Source organism: Marinomonas sp. CT5, from assembly GCF_018336975.1.
Classification (GTDB): domain Bacteria; phylum Pseudomonadota; class Gammaproteobacteria; order Pseudomonadales; family Marinomonadaceae; genus Marinomonas.
The window spans coordinates 4,401,161-4,415,193 of sequence record NZ_CP025572.1; the positions used below are offsets into that span (position 1 = coordinate 4,401,161).

Annotated in this window: 13 protein-coding genes and 1 pseudogene; all 14 read left to right on the forward strand. The window is 37.4% G+C overall.

Annotation, left to right across the window (positions count from 1 at the left end; genetic code table 11):
* On the forward strand, window positions 1-280 hold a 280-nt coding region (locus tag C0J08_RS20900), incomplete at its 5' end, for an IS3 family transposase (protein WP_212653814.1).
* A 358-nt stretch (window positions 281-638) separates the two neighbouring features.
* Entirely contained in the window at window positions 639-1,340 is a 702-nt protein-coding gene (locus C0J08_RS20905) for a nucleotidyltransferase family protein (RefSeq protein ID WP_212653815.1), read from the forward strand.
* Window positions 1,341-1,425: 85 nt separating this feature from the next.
* The gene (locus C0J08_RS20910) at window positions 1,426-3,252 is read left to right on the forward strand and encodes an ABC transporter ATP-binding protein (RefSeq protein WP_212653816.1); all 1,827 of its coding nucleotides are present in this window, start codon (window positions 1,426-1,428) and stop codon (window positions 3,250-3,252) included.
* Between the two features lie 9 nt (window positions 3,253-3,261).
* Window positions 3,262-4,296 (forward strand): TIGR00180 family glycosyltransferase, encoded by a 1,035-nt coding sequence (locus tag C0J08_RS20915; protein WP_212653817.1) that lies wholly within the window; start codon window positions 3,262-3,264, stop codon window positions 4,294-4,296.
* A gap of 79 nt (window positions 4,297-4,375) precedes the next feature.
* A complete protein-coding gene (locus tag C0J08_RS20920; protein ID WP_212653818.1) occupies window positions 4,376-5,314 on the forward strand; it encodes an NAD-dependent epimerase/dehydratase family protein in 939 nt (312 codons plus the stop codon).
* A 115-nt stretch (window positions 5,315-5,429) separates the two neighbouring features.
* Window positions 5,430-6,239 carry a transketolase gene (locus C0J08_RS20925; RefSeq protein WP_212653819.1) on the forward strand — a complete coding sequence of 270 codons (810 nt, stop codon included), beginning with the start codon at window positions 5,430-5,432 and terminating at the stop codon, window positions 6,237-6,239.
* Window positions 6,236-7,186: a transketolase family protein gene (locus tag C0J08_RS20930; RefSeq protein ID WP_212653820.1), complete on the forward strand. Its 951-nt coding sequence runs from the start codon at window positions 6,236-6,238 to the stop codon at window positions 7,184-7,186. Before C0J08_RS20925 ends, C0J08_RS20930 begins: the two co-directional genes overlap by 4 nt.
* An 88-nt stretch (window positions 7,187-7,274) precedes the next feature.
* The gene (locus C0J08_RS20935) at window positions 7,275-8,480 is read left to right on the forward strand and encodes a glycosyltransferase family protein (RefSeq protein ID WP_212653821.1); all 1,206 of its coding nucleotides are present in this window, start codon (window positions 7,275-7,277) and stop codon (window positions 8,478-8,480) included.
* A 49-nt stretch (window positions 8,481-8,529) separates the two neighbouring features.
* The gene (locus tag C0J08_RS20940; protein WP_212653822.1) at window positions 8,530-9,459 is read left to right on the forward strand and encodes a GDP-L-fucose synthase family protein; all 930 of its coding nucleotides are present in this window, start codon (window positions 8,530-8,532) and stop codon (window positions 9,457-9,459) included.
* Window positions 9,460-9,507: 48 nt separating this feature from the next.
* Entirely contained in the window at window positions 9,508-10,509 is a 1,002-nt protein-coding gene (locus tag C0J08_RS20945) for a GHMP family kinase ATP-binding protein (RefSeq protein ID WP_212653823.1), read from the forward strand.
* Window positions 10,510-10,533: 24 nt separating this feature from the next.
* The gene (locus C0J08_RS20950) at window positions 10,534-11,712 is read left to right on the forward strand and encodes a DegT/DnrJ/EryC1/StrS family aminotransferase (RefSeq protein ID WP_212653824.1); all 1,179 of its coding nucleotides are present in this window, start codon (window positions 10,534-10,536) and stop codon (window positions 11,710-11,712) included.
* 183 nt (window positions 11,713-11,895) lie between these two features.
* Complete coding sequence (locus C0J08_RS20955) at window positions 11,896-12,480, forward strand: D-sedoheptulose-7-phosphate isomerase (protein ID WP_249344410.1); 585 nt, start codon at window positions 11,896-11,898, stop codon at window positions 12,478-12,480.
* Between the two features lie 208 nt (window positions 12,481-12,688).
* A pseudogene (locus C0J08_RS20960) lies at window positions 12,689-13,734 on the forward strand (IS5 family transposase); the annotation flags it as partial.
* A 65-nt stretch (window positions 13,735-13,799) separates the two neighbouring features.
* A partial coding sequence (locus tag C0J08_RS20965) for a transposase (protein WP_212653135.1) occupies window positions 13,800-14,033 on the forward strand: 234 nt, incomplete at its 3' end.

Consider the following 14,033-nt stretch of genomic DNA (forward strand, 5'->3'; position numbering starts at 1 on the left):
CTCGAAAGATTGGCAAACCTTCTTAAAAGATAATAATCTGGAAGCCAGTATGAGTCGTCGTGGTAACTGCCATGATAATGCTGTTGCGGAAAGCTTTTTCTCATTGTTAAAAAAAGAAAGAGTACGCAATAGAACCTACAAAACAAGAAGTGATGCTCGTTCAGAGATTTTTGATTATATCGAATGCTTTTATAATCCAAAGCGACACCATGGATCAAATAATGGATTATCGCCACTGCAATATGAGAGGCGATATTTTACGGAGCTAGAAACTGTCTAGGAAACTGGGTCCATACCATAAAAAAAGGATCTAATGTTTCGTAAATTTATCGTACATGATCATATCTTGAGCTTTTAAGTGCTGAAAGAGCGCTTTCAGTAAATTAGCATGATATGATGTGTTAAGAACTTTACTTTCTTGATATATAACTGCCTTACACTGAGAAGAAAAAGTTATATTGATGGGGCTTCTGAGTTCACGATGTACAGAATGTAAGGTGCTGTAAAAATAAGTAGGTTATTACATATTGTAAGCAGGTGTATGTGATGATGTGCACTTTATCTAATTAAAATGTTTTTTACATATATCACTCAGATAAAATTTAATATTAGAAAATTAAGGTGATTTAGGGAAATAGATGACTTTTGAGAATACAGATGTCGTAATCCTTTGTGGTGGATTGGGTACAAGATTCCGAGCAGTAATAGATAATCAACCTAAAGGTTTAGCCTCAGTGGCTGGAAAGCCTATTCTAGACCGCATAATTGATGACCTGATTGAGCAAGGTGCGAAAAGGATTATTTTATGCGTAGGATATCTAAGTGAGCAGATAGTTGAATATTACGGCAATAGAACTGATGTGGAGTTCCGGTTTTCCACAGAAGACACTCCATTAGGAACTGGAGGAGCTGTAAAAAATGCTACTCCTTTAATTCAGGCTGATAAAGTTTTAGTTCTGAATGGGGATTCTTTGTGTTCTATATCTTTTCAAGACTTGTTGTTATATCATGAGAAAAATGAGAGCTTTTTAACGGTTGTGACGAGTTATTCAAAAGATATCGGCGACTATGGTAATTTGTCTCTCGATGAGAAAGGAAAAATTCTTTCTTTTAGAGAAAAAGTTAAGTCTGATGGTTCTCCTTTGATAAGTGCTGGAATTTATCTTATGAATAAGGATGCGCTTAATGAAATACAAGGAGAGTATCCTATTTCCATAGAGGTTGATTTCTTCCCCGAGGTTGTTACAAAACATAACTGCATGGGATATATGACTGAGAGTGAAGTTATGGATATTGGAACTCCGGAACGCTATAAAAAAATAAATGAAATTTTGAACTAGGCTGTTTGTGATATTAAAACAGGAATATTGAAAAATAGCCTTTTGATTTTTTGTAGCGAATAATATTGAAAATAAGTTGGTTTAAATGTTAGGTGTTCTTCGTCAGTTGTTAAGCGCTTTTAGTAAAAAAGAAAGAGTGCATCTTTTTTTGTTACTGCTTTTAATGATGGCTACAGGTGCAGTGGAAGCGTTAGGTATTAGCCTCATTTTTCCATTTATTGGAATAGTTACGGATCCTAGTATTGTTCATGAAAATAAAATACTGAATTTTTTATACCAAAACCTAGAGTTTAGTAATGAGAAGAATTTCATTATTTTCATCGGTTGTGCTTTAGGTTTGTTTTTTATATTTAAGAATTTTTTCTATATAGGTTCTCAATATATCCAGCAAAACTATCTAATTCGCAAGCGTGTTGCCTTAACCGGAACAATGTTCCAAGGGTACATGCGTTCTAAATATGAATTTCATCTAAATAATAATTCTGCTTTGCTTTTACGAAACATAAATGCAGTCGATGGCGTTTTTAGTGGATTGCTACAGCCTGCTTTTGAAATTATGTCTGAAACAATTATTTTGATAGGCATAGTGTTTGTTCTTTTTATGACAGACCCTGTGATTTCATTAGGTGCTGCGTGCTTTATTGCTATTCCTCTGCTTATCTTAAATAGATTTATATCACGTAAGCTTCGAATGATAGGGAAAGAAAATTTTCGCTTGATGGGGGTAACTTCAAAGCTACTATTGGAAGGGCTTAACGGCGTTAAAGAAATTTTAGTTATGAATCGCCAAGGGTTTTATGCTCGCTCTTTTGTTGAATCTTCAAAGAAATTAGGTTTTATTCGTAGAGATTTGATTATTTGTAATCATGTTCCAAGACTAGTGATGGAAGTGATTTTAATATTAGGGCTAATATCTTTTGTTATATATATCCTTGTGGCAAATCTTTCTATTGCACAGCTTATTCCGACCGTTTCTTTGTTTGGTGTGGCTGCAATCCGAATGTTATATTCACTCAATAAAATAGTGGTGGGTGGGAATAATATTAGTTTTAACCAAACATTAAGTGCTACAGTTCTTGAACAACTGCATCGCTTTGATACTCCTAGTGACCTTGAATCTGATGAACATGATAAAAATAAGAGATTACAGAAAATAGATTTAGATAAAGCAATCGAGTTAAAAAATTTGAGTTTTTCTTATCTTCAGTCAGAAAAAGAAGCTCTGAAGAATATATCCCTTTCAATTAAAAAGGGGCAGTCAGTGGCTTTTGTTGGCCCTTCTGGGGCAGGTAAATCCTCTCTTGTCGATATTGTTTTAGGGTTGCTGACTCCGTCTAAGGGTGAAATTTTAATTGATGGCGACTCACTTCAAAATGAGGAGGTTCGCGAGAAATGGCAAAATAGTATTGGGTATATTCCTCAGTCGATTTATCTATGTGATGATACGTTAAGGAACAATATTTCTTTTGGTGTTCCAGCGGATGAAATTGATGAAGATGCTGTTGAGCAGGCTATTGAGATTGCGCAGTTGAGAGAGGTTGTTAACAATCTTCCTAATGGCCTAGATACAATGATGGGGGAGCGTGGAGTCCGCCTTTCTGGAGGGCAAAGGCAGCGTGTTGCAATCGCTAGAGCTTTATACCATAATCCCGAAATCATTATAATGGACGAAGCAACTTCTGCTTTAGATAACACAACGGAAGCAGAATTTATTGAAGCCATTAATCGTATGAAGAAACATAAAACATTAATTATTGTGGCGCATCGTTTGACGACAATTAAAAATTGCGATCTTATTTTCGTTCTTCAGGATGGGGAAGTAATTGGGCAAGGTGGGTTACAAGAGCTCATGTCTGGCAATCTTCCATTCCAACGTTTAGCACAACTAGATCCAGGAATTTCAGAGAAGTAAAGGTTGCTTATGTTAGGTATCGTTATTCCCACAATGAACCGCTCTGAATTTGTAATTCGGCAGCTTAATTACTATGCGGAAGTGGGTAGCCCTTTTACTGTTTATGTTGGAGATTCAAGTAATCAGGAACATATTGATAAAATGCTCTTGGCGATTGAAAATTTAAAAGGAAAATTAAAAGTTGTCTATAAGCTTTATCCAAATGTAAGCGGACCAATGTGTCTAAAGAATCTCATCGGTATTGTAGAAGAAAATTATGCAGCCTTTTCTGGAGATGATGACTTTTTGGTGCCTAGGTTTTTGTCGAAAGGAGTCGATTTTTTGGAAAAGAATCCAGAGTATCGCACTGTGCAAGGAAAGGGTATTAGTTTTGAGTTAACTAATGTAGGCCCATATGGTAAACAAATGGCCGTTACTCCCTACTATTTAAAAAATGCAGAAGAGGAAACTCCTTCCCAGAGACTTCAAGCGTTTTTGGCAAACTATTGGGTTCCTCTATTTTCTGTCCATCGTACGTCCGAATTTCTAGAAGATCATGCAAACTTAGAAAAGCTAACAGATATTGCTTTTACTGAAATTATGGCAAATTGCTGTACTATTATAAGTGGAAAGTCAAAACTGTTAGACGACTTGTATGTTGTTCGGCAATGTCATCCTCAAAGGCATCTTTTAGCAAAACATCAAAAGTGGATTGAGAGCGAGCAATGGCAGCCTTCTTATGAGGTGTTTTTAGAGACACTACAAGACGCCTTAGTAAAGGCCGAAAATATCTCTCCTGAAGATGCTTTATCTACAATTAAGGAAAGTTTTGATTTATATCTGCACAAGAATGAGGCTAAGGAAAGGCAAAATTTAAATCAAAAAAAATCATCTGTTAAGTCTTACTTAAAAGAGTACTTTCCTGGTCTGAAAACAGGTTATTTACGAGTAAAGTCATTTTTCCCTCAAGAGAGTTCGGCAATTAGCTTAGACTCATTGAAGTCGAAATCTTCTCCGTATAACCCTGATTTTATGCCTTTGTATAAAACTATCACCCAAGGATGATGCTTACTATATTTGAGTGGTTGCTTAGACAACCTTTCTTTTTTAACAAATTCAGAAAACATTATAGAGTTGGATAAAAATGAGTATTAAAGTTTTAGTTACTGGTGGTGCCGGGTATTTAGGATCTACATTAGTGCCTTTATTGTTAGAAAAAGGCTATGAAGTTACGGTTTTAGACAGCTTCATGTTTCAGCAAAACTCTTTGATGGAATGCTGTGCTAATCCTAAGTTTTCTGTTGTTAATGGGGACACTCGTGATCCAGAAGTTTTAAAGCCTTTAGTAGAAGGCAAAGACTATATCATCCCTTTAGCAGCCCTAGTCGGTGCTCCTCTATGTAAAAGAGATGCAATCGGTGCTGAAACAGTCAACAGAGATGCTATTAAAACTTTGACTGAACTGATGTCCAAAGAACAAAGACTTTTGATTCCGATTACTAATAGTGGATACGGTGTTGGAGAAGAGGGTGTGTATTGCACCGAAGAAACGCCACTTCGCCCGATCTCTCATTACGGAAGAGTGAAAGTTGAAGCTGAGGAAATTGCGATGGCTTTTGGTAATACAATTAGCTTCCGTTTAGCGACTGTATTTGGTATGAGCCCTAGAATGCGAATGGACTTATTAGTTAATGATTTTACATATCGCGCCGTTAAAGATCGCTTTATTGTTATTTTCGAAGGTCATTTCAAACGTAACTACATTCATGTTCGTGATGTAGCTCGTGCTTTCCTTCATGGAATGGAAAACTTTGATTCTATGAAAAACGAAGCTTATAACGTTGGTCTTTCTGACGCTAACCTTTCTAAACTAGAACTTTGCGCACGAATCAAAGAGCATGTCCCTTCTTTCACTGTGTTGGAAGCGCCTTTGGGTGAAGACCCTGATAAACGAGATTACATTGTTTCCAACGAAAAAATCGAAAAGACAGGATTCAAGCCTATTCATTCTCTAGATGATGGTATTCAAGAGCTAATTAAAGGCTACACTATCTTGACTAACAGTAAGTATGCAAACGTCTAGAAAGCATTTCTTATAAGTGATATTTTTCGGCCTTGATGTCACTGTTTAACAGAAGGAAATGGAAAACAGTGGCTCAATGCCTGTCAATTATTAATACGACATTACGGACGCAATCATGATTTCCTTTTTGAGAAAAAAAGTAAATTGGGTGTGGCGAGAAACTTTGCTCGTACATAAAAGAGCTCCAGAAACAAGGATCGCTTCGTCTTTATCGGCGGTAGAGATTTATGTTGCTCTTTATTACGGCGAAATTTTAAAGCAGTTCCCTAAAGACCCTCTCAATGAAAAAAGAGATAGGTTTATCATTAGTAAAGGGCATGGGTCTATTTCTATGTACCCAATTCTTGCCGATTTAGGTTTTTATGAGATGGCAGAATTGGAGCGGATTTGCAAACCTGGCTCTTTCTTAGGAGCTATTCCTGACCCTGCAATTCCTGGTTATGAAACGATTAATGGCTCTCTTGGTCACGGGTTGGGTGTTGCCTGTGGTGTTGCTACTGCCCTTAAAGCTAAGAAATCAGACAATAAAGTTTATGTTATTGTCGGAGATGGTGAACTCTATGAGGGATCCAACTGGGAAGCAATTATGTTCGCAGCACATCACGGTCTAGATAATCTTATTGTGATTGTTGATCATAATAAAGTCAGTATGTTGGACCATTGCGAGCGAATTATTAATCATGCTCCTTTAAAAGAGAAGTTTGCTGCTTTTCAATGGAACGTCACAGAGTGTGATGGGCATGATATAGAAGCCGTGCATAGTAGCTTGAAAACATTGAAAGAAACAAATGAAGGAAAACCCCATATTTTAATTGCACATACTTTAAAAGGGAGAGGAATTCCCTCTATTGAGAATGACTCATTGAGTCATATCAAAGGGGTAAAAACAGAGGAATTAGATCAGTTGATTAGGGAGAACTCATGAGCGCAGTAAAACCAATGAGGGATGTCTTAATAGAAGAAATTACCCTTAGAATGGATGCCAATGATTCAATCTTCTTTGTTTCAGGAGACTTTGGTTCACCTAAACTAGATGCTCTAAGAGAACGTCATCCTGATCGTTTTATCAATGTAGGCATTGCAGAGCAAAACTTAATTAATATCTGTGCAGGCCTAGCTCTAGAAGGGTTTATTGTTTATGCCTACGCGATAGCTCCTTTTATAACGATGCGTTGTTATGAACAAATTCGTGTCAATATGGCTATTCTTTCTCAAGAACGCCCTATGAATGTCAATTTGATTGGCGTAGGTGCAGGTTATAGTTACGAGATGTCTGGGCCTACCCATCAGTCTCTAGAAGATCTTGCGATTATGAGAGCTTTAGCAAATGTTGAGGTTTTCTCGCCTGCTGATTGGGCTACTGTCGAGTCATATGTAGATTACACAGTGGAGTCACAAACTATTAAATATCTGAGACTCGATAGTAAGCCTTTGCCAAATGTGCATCAAAAACCAGAAAATCTCTCTGTTAGCCTAGGCTACCATGAACTTCAAAAGGGAAATGAAGTTTGTCTTCTCTCTACAGGGTACATGACACATTCAGCTTTAATTGTTGCAGAAAAATTGAAGCAAGAAGGAATCCAAGTTGGAGTTATTGACGTTTTCGCTCTAACAACTTTGCAAAGAGATTCTTTGAGTCAAACTCTCCAAAATTACAAGCATGCAATTTCTTTAGAGGAAGGCTTTTTAGAAAAAGGTGGTTTTGATACTTTAATATCTGGAATTATTAGGCAGCATGAATTGTCTACTAAATTTCATGGTATGGGAGTTGATGATCACTATAGCTTTGAATTGGGAGGAAGAGATATCCTGCATTCCATCAATAAGATAGGAATTGAGGATATTATTGAGAAAGTCAAAGCAAACTTGTAATTCGAAAATCGGGTATATTTCAGCAGAGGAAAGCTTTTCTCTTTTTTGTGGGAATTTTTTTAAATGGTTCAGGTAGAAGTCTTAAGCAATGATAAATTCAGCTAAGAGTAGCATAAAAAATTTCCTCAATAAGAATTTAACTGTTTCCCAGTACGAGAAAATTCATAAGGTATTTCTTTTTATCTATGGAAAATATTGTAATGGGATCCGTTTTGTTCAGAATCTAAAGAAAAGCAAAAAAAGGAAAATTGAAAGAAGAGTTTTTGCTCAATTTCTTAAGCAGAAAGCTTTTGATGCTCCAATTATTCCACCTAAAAGAGAAAAACCTCACTTTTTAGTTTTAATGTGGCGGTATATTCCCGGCTCGAATCAGCGCTTATCTACAGAACATCATAATGTTTTAGGTAGTTTAAGAGGAAGTGGCTTGGCTACTTTTGAAGAGCTTTGTTATGATGAAGCTTATTCTCAAGCTACTTTTCCTGATGGGGAAGACTTTCTTTTACAAAAATGTATTGATACCGCTCCTGACGCTTTGATTTTGAGTAGCTACGATCTACATAACCTTTCCCAACCACGTTTAGAAACCTTGCGATATATTGCTGAAAATTTCAAAATCCCTATTGTTCCTATTTGGTGGGATAGCGTTAACCCTATCTTTTTTAAGAAATATTTAGCTCCGATGAAAGAGTGGGTTTCACTCAATTTATTTATTGATTCTAGTATTGCTTTTCAACACCTTTCCAATAAAGATTCTTGCCTTCATTTATGGGCTCCTCAAGACCCTCTGCTTTATTATAATCCTGAAATGAAGAGAGATATTGATGTTAGTTTCTTAGGGTCTACCGGAAGCTACCGATCTGTTCGTAAAGAATATTTAGGCTTTTTAAAGCAAAATGATGTTCCTATATTTACTAGTGAAGGGTCATTGAACAAACGACTCTCGGATGAGGAATATGCTCAGGTTTTTATGAAGTCAAAAATTTCTCTTAACTTCTCCCATAGCGTAGGTGATAGACACCAGTTAAAAGGGCGAGTCTTTGAGGTTACTCTTTGTGGCGCTTTGTTAATGGAAGCTGAAAATAGTGAAACTGCTAAATATTTTGAGCCGTACGAAGAATATGTCCCCTTTAAAGATAAAGAAGACTTACTAAAGAAAATCCATTATTACCTTGAGAATCCTAGTGAGCGAGAAAAAATTGCAGCAAAGGGCTATCAGAAAGCAACTGAGCTCTATAATCATCGTAAATTTTGGGAGAAGGTGATTACAGGATTAAAGCTATCTCATTTTTCCTAGTATCTCTACCTCCTAATTTTTATTAAACCTTGCCGGAATAAGAATATCCATGAATAAAAATGCTCGTATTTATGTTGCTGGTCATACTGGCTTAGTTGGCTCTTCCCTAGTTCGTAAATTGCAAGAGTTGGGTTACAGTAATCTTCTACTAAGAACCCATGAGGAACTTGATCTTACAGATCAAGCAAAGACCGCTTCTTTTTTTGCTGAAGAAAAGCCTGAATATGTTTTTTTAGCTGCTGCGAGAGTAGGAGGGATTTTTGCGAACGAAAATTATCCTGCTGAATTTATTTACGATAACCTTCAGATTCAAAATAATATTATTGATCAATCTCATAAGAATGAGGTGAAAAAGCTTTTATTTTTTGGAAGCTCTTGTATGTATCCAAAAAATTGCAAGCAACCCATGCAAATTGATTCTATTTTAACTGGCCCACTTGAGCCAACAAATGAACCTTATGCTTTAGCTAAGCTCTCTGGAATGAAAATGTGCCAGAGCTATAATCGCCAATATGGAACGAAAAATATTGTCGTTATTCCAGCAGGCTTATATGGGATGAATGATAATTTTCACCCAGAAAATAGCCATGTTATCCCCGCTTTAATTAGACGTTTCCATGAAGCAAAAGTAGAGAAAAAAGCTTCTGTAACGCTATGGGGAACTGGGTCGGCACAGCGTGAGTTTCTTTTTGTTGATGATATGGCTGAGGCTATTCTTTTCTTGATGGAAAATTACGAAGATAATGCTCCTGTAAATGTTGGCTATGACAAAGCAGTTAGCATTAAAGATTTAGCTATCGTTCTTAAAGATGTCATTGGATTTGAAGGGGCACTTGAGTTTGATACTACGAAACCCGATGGAATGCCAATCAAACAATTAGACAGCACTGTATTGAAGGAGCTAGGTTGGTCTGCAAGCAAGTCTCTTAAAGAGGGTTTAGCACTGACATATGAGTGGTATCTTTCAACCTGCAAATAAGATTTATGCTGTTAATGGCTTTTTTATAGAATATAGAGAGACGTCTTCATGATTATTACAAAAACACCTTATCGTTTATCCTTTTTTGGAGGTGGAACTGATTACCGCCCTTGGTTTGAAGAAAAAGGAGGTGTGATCATTGCGAGTGGTATAGCAAGATATTGCTACATTACTGTTCGTAAATTACCTCCCTTCTTTGAGCATAAGACAAGAGCAGTTTATTCAAAAATTGAATCTGTAAACCAAAACTCTGAAATTGTTCACCCTTCTATTAAGCACTGTCTTGAATATTTAGATATGGACGATGGTTTAGAGATTCATCACGATGGTGACCTTCCTGCAAGATCAGGTATCGGTTCTAGTTCCTCTTTTACGGTTGGCTTGTTGAATGCACTCCACGCTTTAAAATATGAAATGCGCTCTTCCAGACAGTTGGCTGATGAAGCAATCCATGTAGAGCAAAACCTTATTAAAGAAGATGTTGGTATTCAAGATCAGATTATGGCTGCCCACGGCGGTTTACAAGTAATCAGGATGGGGCCAGGAGACCAATACTCCGTTTCTCCTTTAATTGTTTCTCCTGATTATATGAGAGCGCTGGAAGATCATATCCTCTTAGGTTTTAGCGGTATTAGTCGTTTTTCTACTCACTATGCTAAAGCTCAGATTGATAATATTAATAATGGCTCTTCTGAAGACAGTTTGGCTGCTATACAATCTCTTGCCGAAGAAGCTCTTTCTCTTTTTTCCCAACAAGCCAACTTTGAGGACATTGGGAGATTGCTAGATCAGAGCTGGAATATGAAAAGACAGTTGACTCAGAATATGTCTAATGACGTTATTGATAATGTCTATAGTACAGCTAAGAAACTCGGCGCTTTTGGCGGCAAGCTTCTAGGAGCCGGTGGTGGAGGTTTCTTTATGTTTCTCGCTCCGCCTCATCGACATGAAGCGATTAAGAAGGCGCTTAAAAACATTAATGTTTGGGTTCCTTTTAAATTTGATAATGCTGGTTCCCAAATAATTGTTCACAATGTTCAAGAAGACTAATTTTTATTTAAGAGGAATTTAATTATGCCTATGAATTGGCCATTAATGGAAAATAATATTACGGACGATGACTTAGATGTTCTGGTTGATTTTATTAAACAAAAACCCATTTTAACTCAATCTGTTAATGTTCGTGAGTTTGAAAAAGAATGGTCAGAATGGTTAGGCGTAAAGTATAGCGTTTTTGTTAACTCTGGCTCCTCTGCTAACCTCATTACAGCCGCTGCACTTAAAGCAACACGAGGCACAGGTGAAATAATTGTTTCCCCAATGGGTTGGGTTTCTACTATTGCTTCAGTAATGCAAAATGATTTTACTCCTGTTTTTGTTGATATTGATCCAAAGACATTGAGTATGGATAACGACAAAATTATTGAGAAAATCACAGACAAAACAAAGGCTGTTTTTGTTACTCATGTACAAGGCTTCAATGGTATTTCTGATAAACTGCTGAAAGTCTTGGAAGAAAAAAATATCGCTTTATTAGAAGATGTTTGTGAATCTCATGGGGCTACTCATAATTGTCAAAAACTGGGATCATTTGGTTTAATCTCAAACTTCTCTTTTTATTATGCACACCATATGAGCACGATTGAAGGCGGAATGGTTTGTACTAACGATGAGAAAATTTACCAAATTCTTAGAATGTATCGCTCCCATGGCATGGTTAGAGAATCTAACGATGATTCTTTTAAACAAGAGTATTACGATCAATATCCAGAGTTGAATCCAGAATTTATCTTTGCTTACCCTGCTTACAATGTAAGAAGCTCTGAAATTCATGCGGTAATGGGGCGTCATCAGCTTAAACGCCTTGATGAAAACAATAAGAAGAGACAGAAAAACTTCGAGTTGTTCCTTAGCAGCTTAGATCGCAATAAATATCGTACTGATCTTGATTTTGATTTAGAAGGAAGCTGTAACTACGCCCTGAATTTGGTTCTCCAAAAAGCTGATCCAGACTTCTGTGCTAGAGTAATGAAGGTATTGAAAGAGCAGAATATCGAGTTCCGTAGAGGAAGTGCTGGCGGTGGTAATCAGCTAAGACAACCTTATTTGCAATCCGTTCTTCCAGCAGATGAGTATAAAAATTATCCTGAAGTGGATCATATTCACTTCTATGGGTTCTATATCGGTAACTACCCTGATCTTCCTCATGACAGAATTAGAGAACTTTGTGATCTTCTGAATAGTATTGATTAAGGCTTGTCCTAAAAGGATTAGCTTTTATATAAATAATCCAGTTTTATATATCAATACAGTTCGGATCCAGCTTTTTACGTGTGATATATCACTTTTTTCCTATGGATTAAGGTGATATTTTTAGAGTAGAAATTCTGCTGGTAATTTTAGAATTTATAATTGACTATTTTGGGATTCGGTATAGTGAATAATTTTATTGCTAGTCAAATTGAAGACTCCGTACGGGTTAAGCAAGGCATCCTAGAGTCTCAAGAAATTATGGGAACAGTAGAAGAAGCCTGCCAGGTTTGTTTAAAGGCATATCAAAATGGTGGAAAACTTCTTATTGCTGGAAATGGTGGGTCTGCTGCAGACGCTCAACATATCGCAGGTGAGTTGATCAGTCGATTTTACTTTGATAGACCAGCTCTTCCAGGTATTGCTTTAACGACTGATACGTCAATTATTACCGCCATAGGAAATGATTATGGTTACGAGAACCTTTTTTCAAGACAAATAGAAGGTAATGGTAAAGCTGGTGATGTTTTCCTAGGAATTAGTACTTCTGGAAATTCGCCTAATATTCTAAAAGGCATTGAAGCCGCGAAAGATATGGGAATTACTACGATTGGATTAACAGGACAAACTGGCGGTAAAATGGCTGATCAGTGCGATCTTTGTATTAAAATCCCATCGACTTCGACACCTCGAGTTCAAGAGAGCCATATCATAATTGGCCATATAATTTGCGCCTATATTGAACAAGTAATTTTTAAAGGTAATGTTTAAGATGCTTTAAACGTGTTCATTATTAAAGTGCTCAATATCCAACACCTTTTGTTGCAGCCTAAATTCCCTATTTAGGCTGCTTTAATTAGTCGTCCCTGAAAAACTCTCAACCTATTGAATCTAATGTATTTTTATAAGATAGTTAATGCCTAAATCTTGCTATAAATACGCCATAAAGCCCAAAAAGTTGCAGAATCAGTGAGTTTTTATGAAGCCTCGTCAAACAACGCAAAATCCGCAGAAGGATTTATTCCGGCCTCAGCTAATCGATATTATTAACCCCAACCATGCACTCGTTCGGTTGGCTAAAGTGCTGGATTGGGATCGGTTGGATACCGAATTGGGTACGCATTTCGCGACAGTTGGCGCAGCGGCTCTGCCGACTCGCTTGATGGTAGGGCTACTGTATTTACAGCATTTGTATAATTTGTCTGATGAAATGGTCTTAGAGCAATGGCTTGAATCGCCTTACTACCAATATTTTTGCGGCGAAACCTTTTTCAACATGGCTTCCCGTGCCATCCAACTAGCCTTGTTAAATGGCGAAAACGGTTAGGAGAAGAAGGCTGCGAATGGCTGCTTACCCAGACGATACAAGCAGGGCTAAAGCTAAAAGTCATCAAACCGGCGAGCCTAAAGCGAGTCTTAGTAGATACCACGGTACAAGAAAAAAACATCACCTTCCCAACGGATGCCAAACTCTACAACAAGGCTCGACAGCAGCTCACTCAAATCGCCAAAGAACAAAACATCACGTTAAGACAAACCTATGACAAAGCCTGCCATGAGTTAATGCCAAAAATTGGACGTTATGGTCACGCCAAACAATACAAACGGATGAAAAAAGCGATTAAGCAAGTCAAAGGCTTCTTAGGGCGGGTATTGCGGGACCTTGATAGACAAGTAAAGCGACAAAGATTAACACTTAACCAAAAGCAAGAAGACACTCTCAACCAAGCTTATCGATTACTAAAACAAACCCGCCAAAGCAAAAACAAACTGTACAGCTTGCATGAACCGAATGTGGACTGCATCTCCAAAGGCAAGGCGCATAAACGCTATGAATTTGGCGTAAAAGCGAGTCTAGCCGTAACAGCCAAAGAATCCTTCATTGTGGGAGCCAGAAGCTATCCAGGTAATCCTTATGATGGGCATACCTTGAAAGACCAACTCCAACAAGTGGAAACCCTGACCGGGAAAAAACCAGAAACCTGTTTTGTTGACAGAGGGTATAAAGGGTCTGGCGTGGAAGACTGGTATGGACCCACTTTTGTAGACATCTCATAGCTATATAATAATAGGTAAAAATGAGGTGAATTATGAGTGGAAAACGTTATACCGATGAGTTCAAAATTGAAGCCGTTAAACAAGTCACTGAGCGGGGCTATAAGATTGCAGAAGTGGCTGAGCGACTTGGCGTTAGTTACAAAAGTATGCATGATTGGATTGCCCGATACAGCAAACCAGAAGTGAGCAGAAAAGCGGAAGATTCAGCTCTGTCAGAGATCCAGCGACTCAAAGCTGAACTAAAACGGGTGACCGAAGAGAGGGAT

Excerpts from the sequence above, each read along its gene's own strand:
- C0J08_RS20905 (WP_212653815.1), top strand. The coding sequence starts at position 639 with ATGACTTTTGAGAATACAGATGTCGTAATCCTTTGTGGTGGATTGGGT.
- C0J08_RS20910 (WP_212653816.1), top strand. The coding sequence starts at position 1,426 with ATGTTAGGTGTTCTTCGTCAGTTGTTAAGCGCTTTTAGTAAAAAAGAA.
- C0J08_RS20915 (WP_212653817.1), top strand. The coding sequence starts at position 3,262 with ATGTTAGGTATCGTTATTCCCACAATGAACCGCTCTGAATTTGTAATT.
- C0J08_RS20920 (WP_212653818.1), top strand. The coding sequence starts at position 4,376 with ATGAGTATTAAAGTTTTAGTTACTGGTGGTGCCGGGTATTTAGGATCT.
- C0J08_RS20925 (WP_212653819.1), top strand. The coding sequence starts at position 5,430 with ATGATTTCCTTTTTGAGAAAAAAAGTAAATTGGGTGTGGCGAGAAACT.
- C0J08_RS20930 (WP_212653820.1), top strand. The coding sequence starts at position 6,236 with ATGAGCGCAGTAAAACCAATGAGGGATGTCTTAATAGAAGAAATTACC.
- C0J08_RS20935 (WP_212653821.1), top strand. The coding sequence starts at position 7,275 with ATGATAAATTCAGCTAAGAGTAGCATAAAAAATTTCCTCAATAAGAAT.
- C0J08_RS20940 (WP_212653822.1), top strand. The coding sequence starts at position 8,530 with ATGAATAAAAATGCTCGTATTTATGTTGCTGGTCATACTGGCTTAGTT.
- C0J08_RS20945 (WP_212653823.1), top strand. The coding sequence starts at position 9,508 with ATGATTATTACAAAAACACCTTATCGTTTATCCTTTTTTGGAGGTGGA.
- C0J08_RS20950 (WP_212653824.1), top strand. The coding sequence starts at position 10,534 with ATGCCTATGAATTGGCCATTAATGGAAAATAATATTACGGACGATGAC.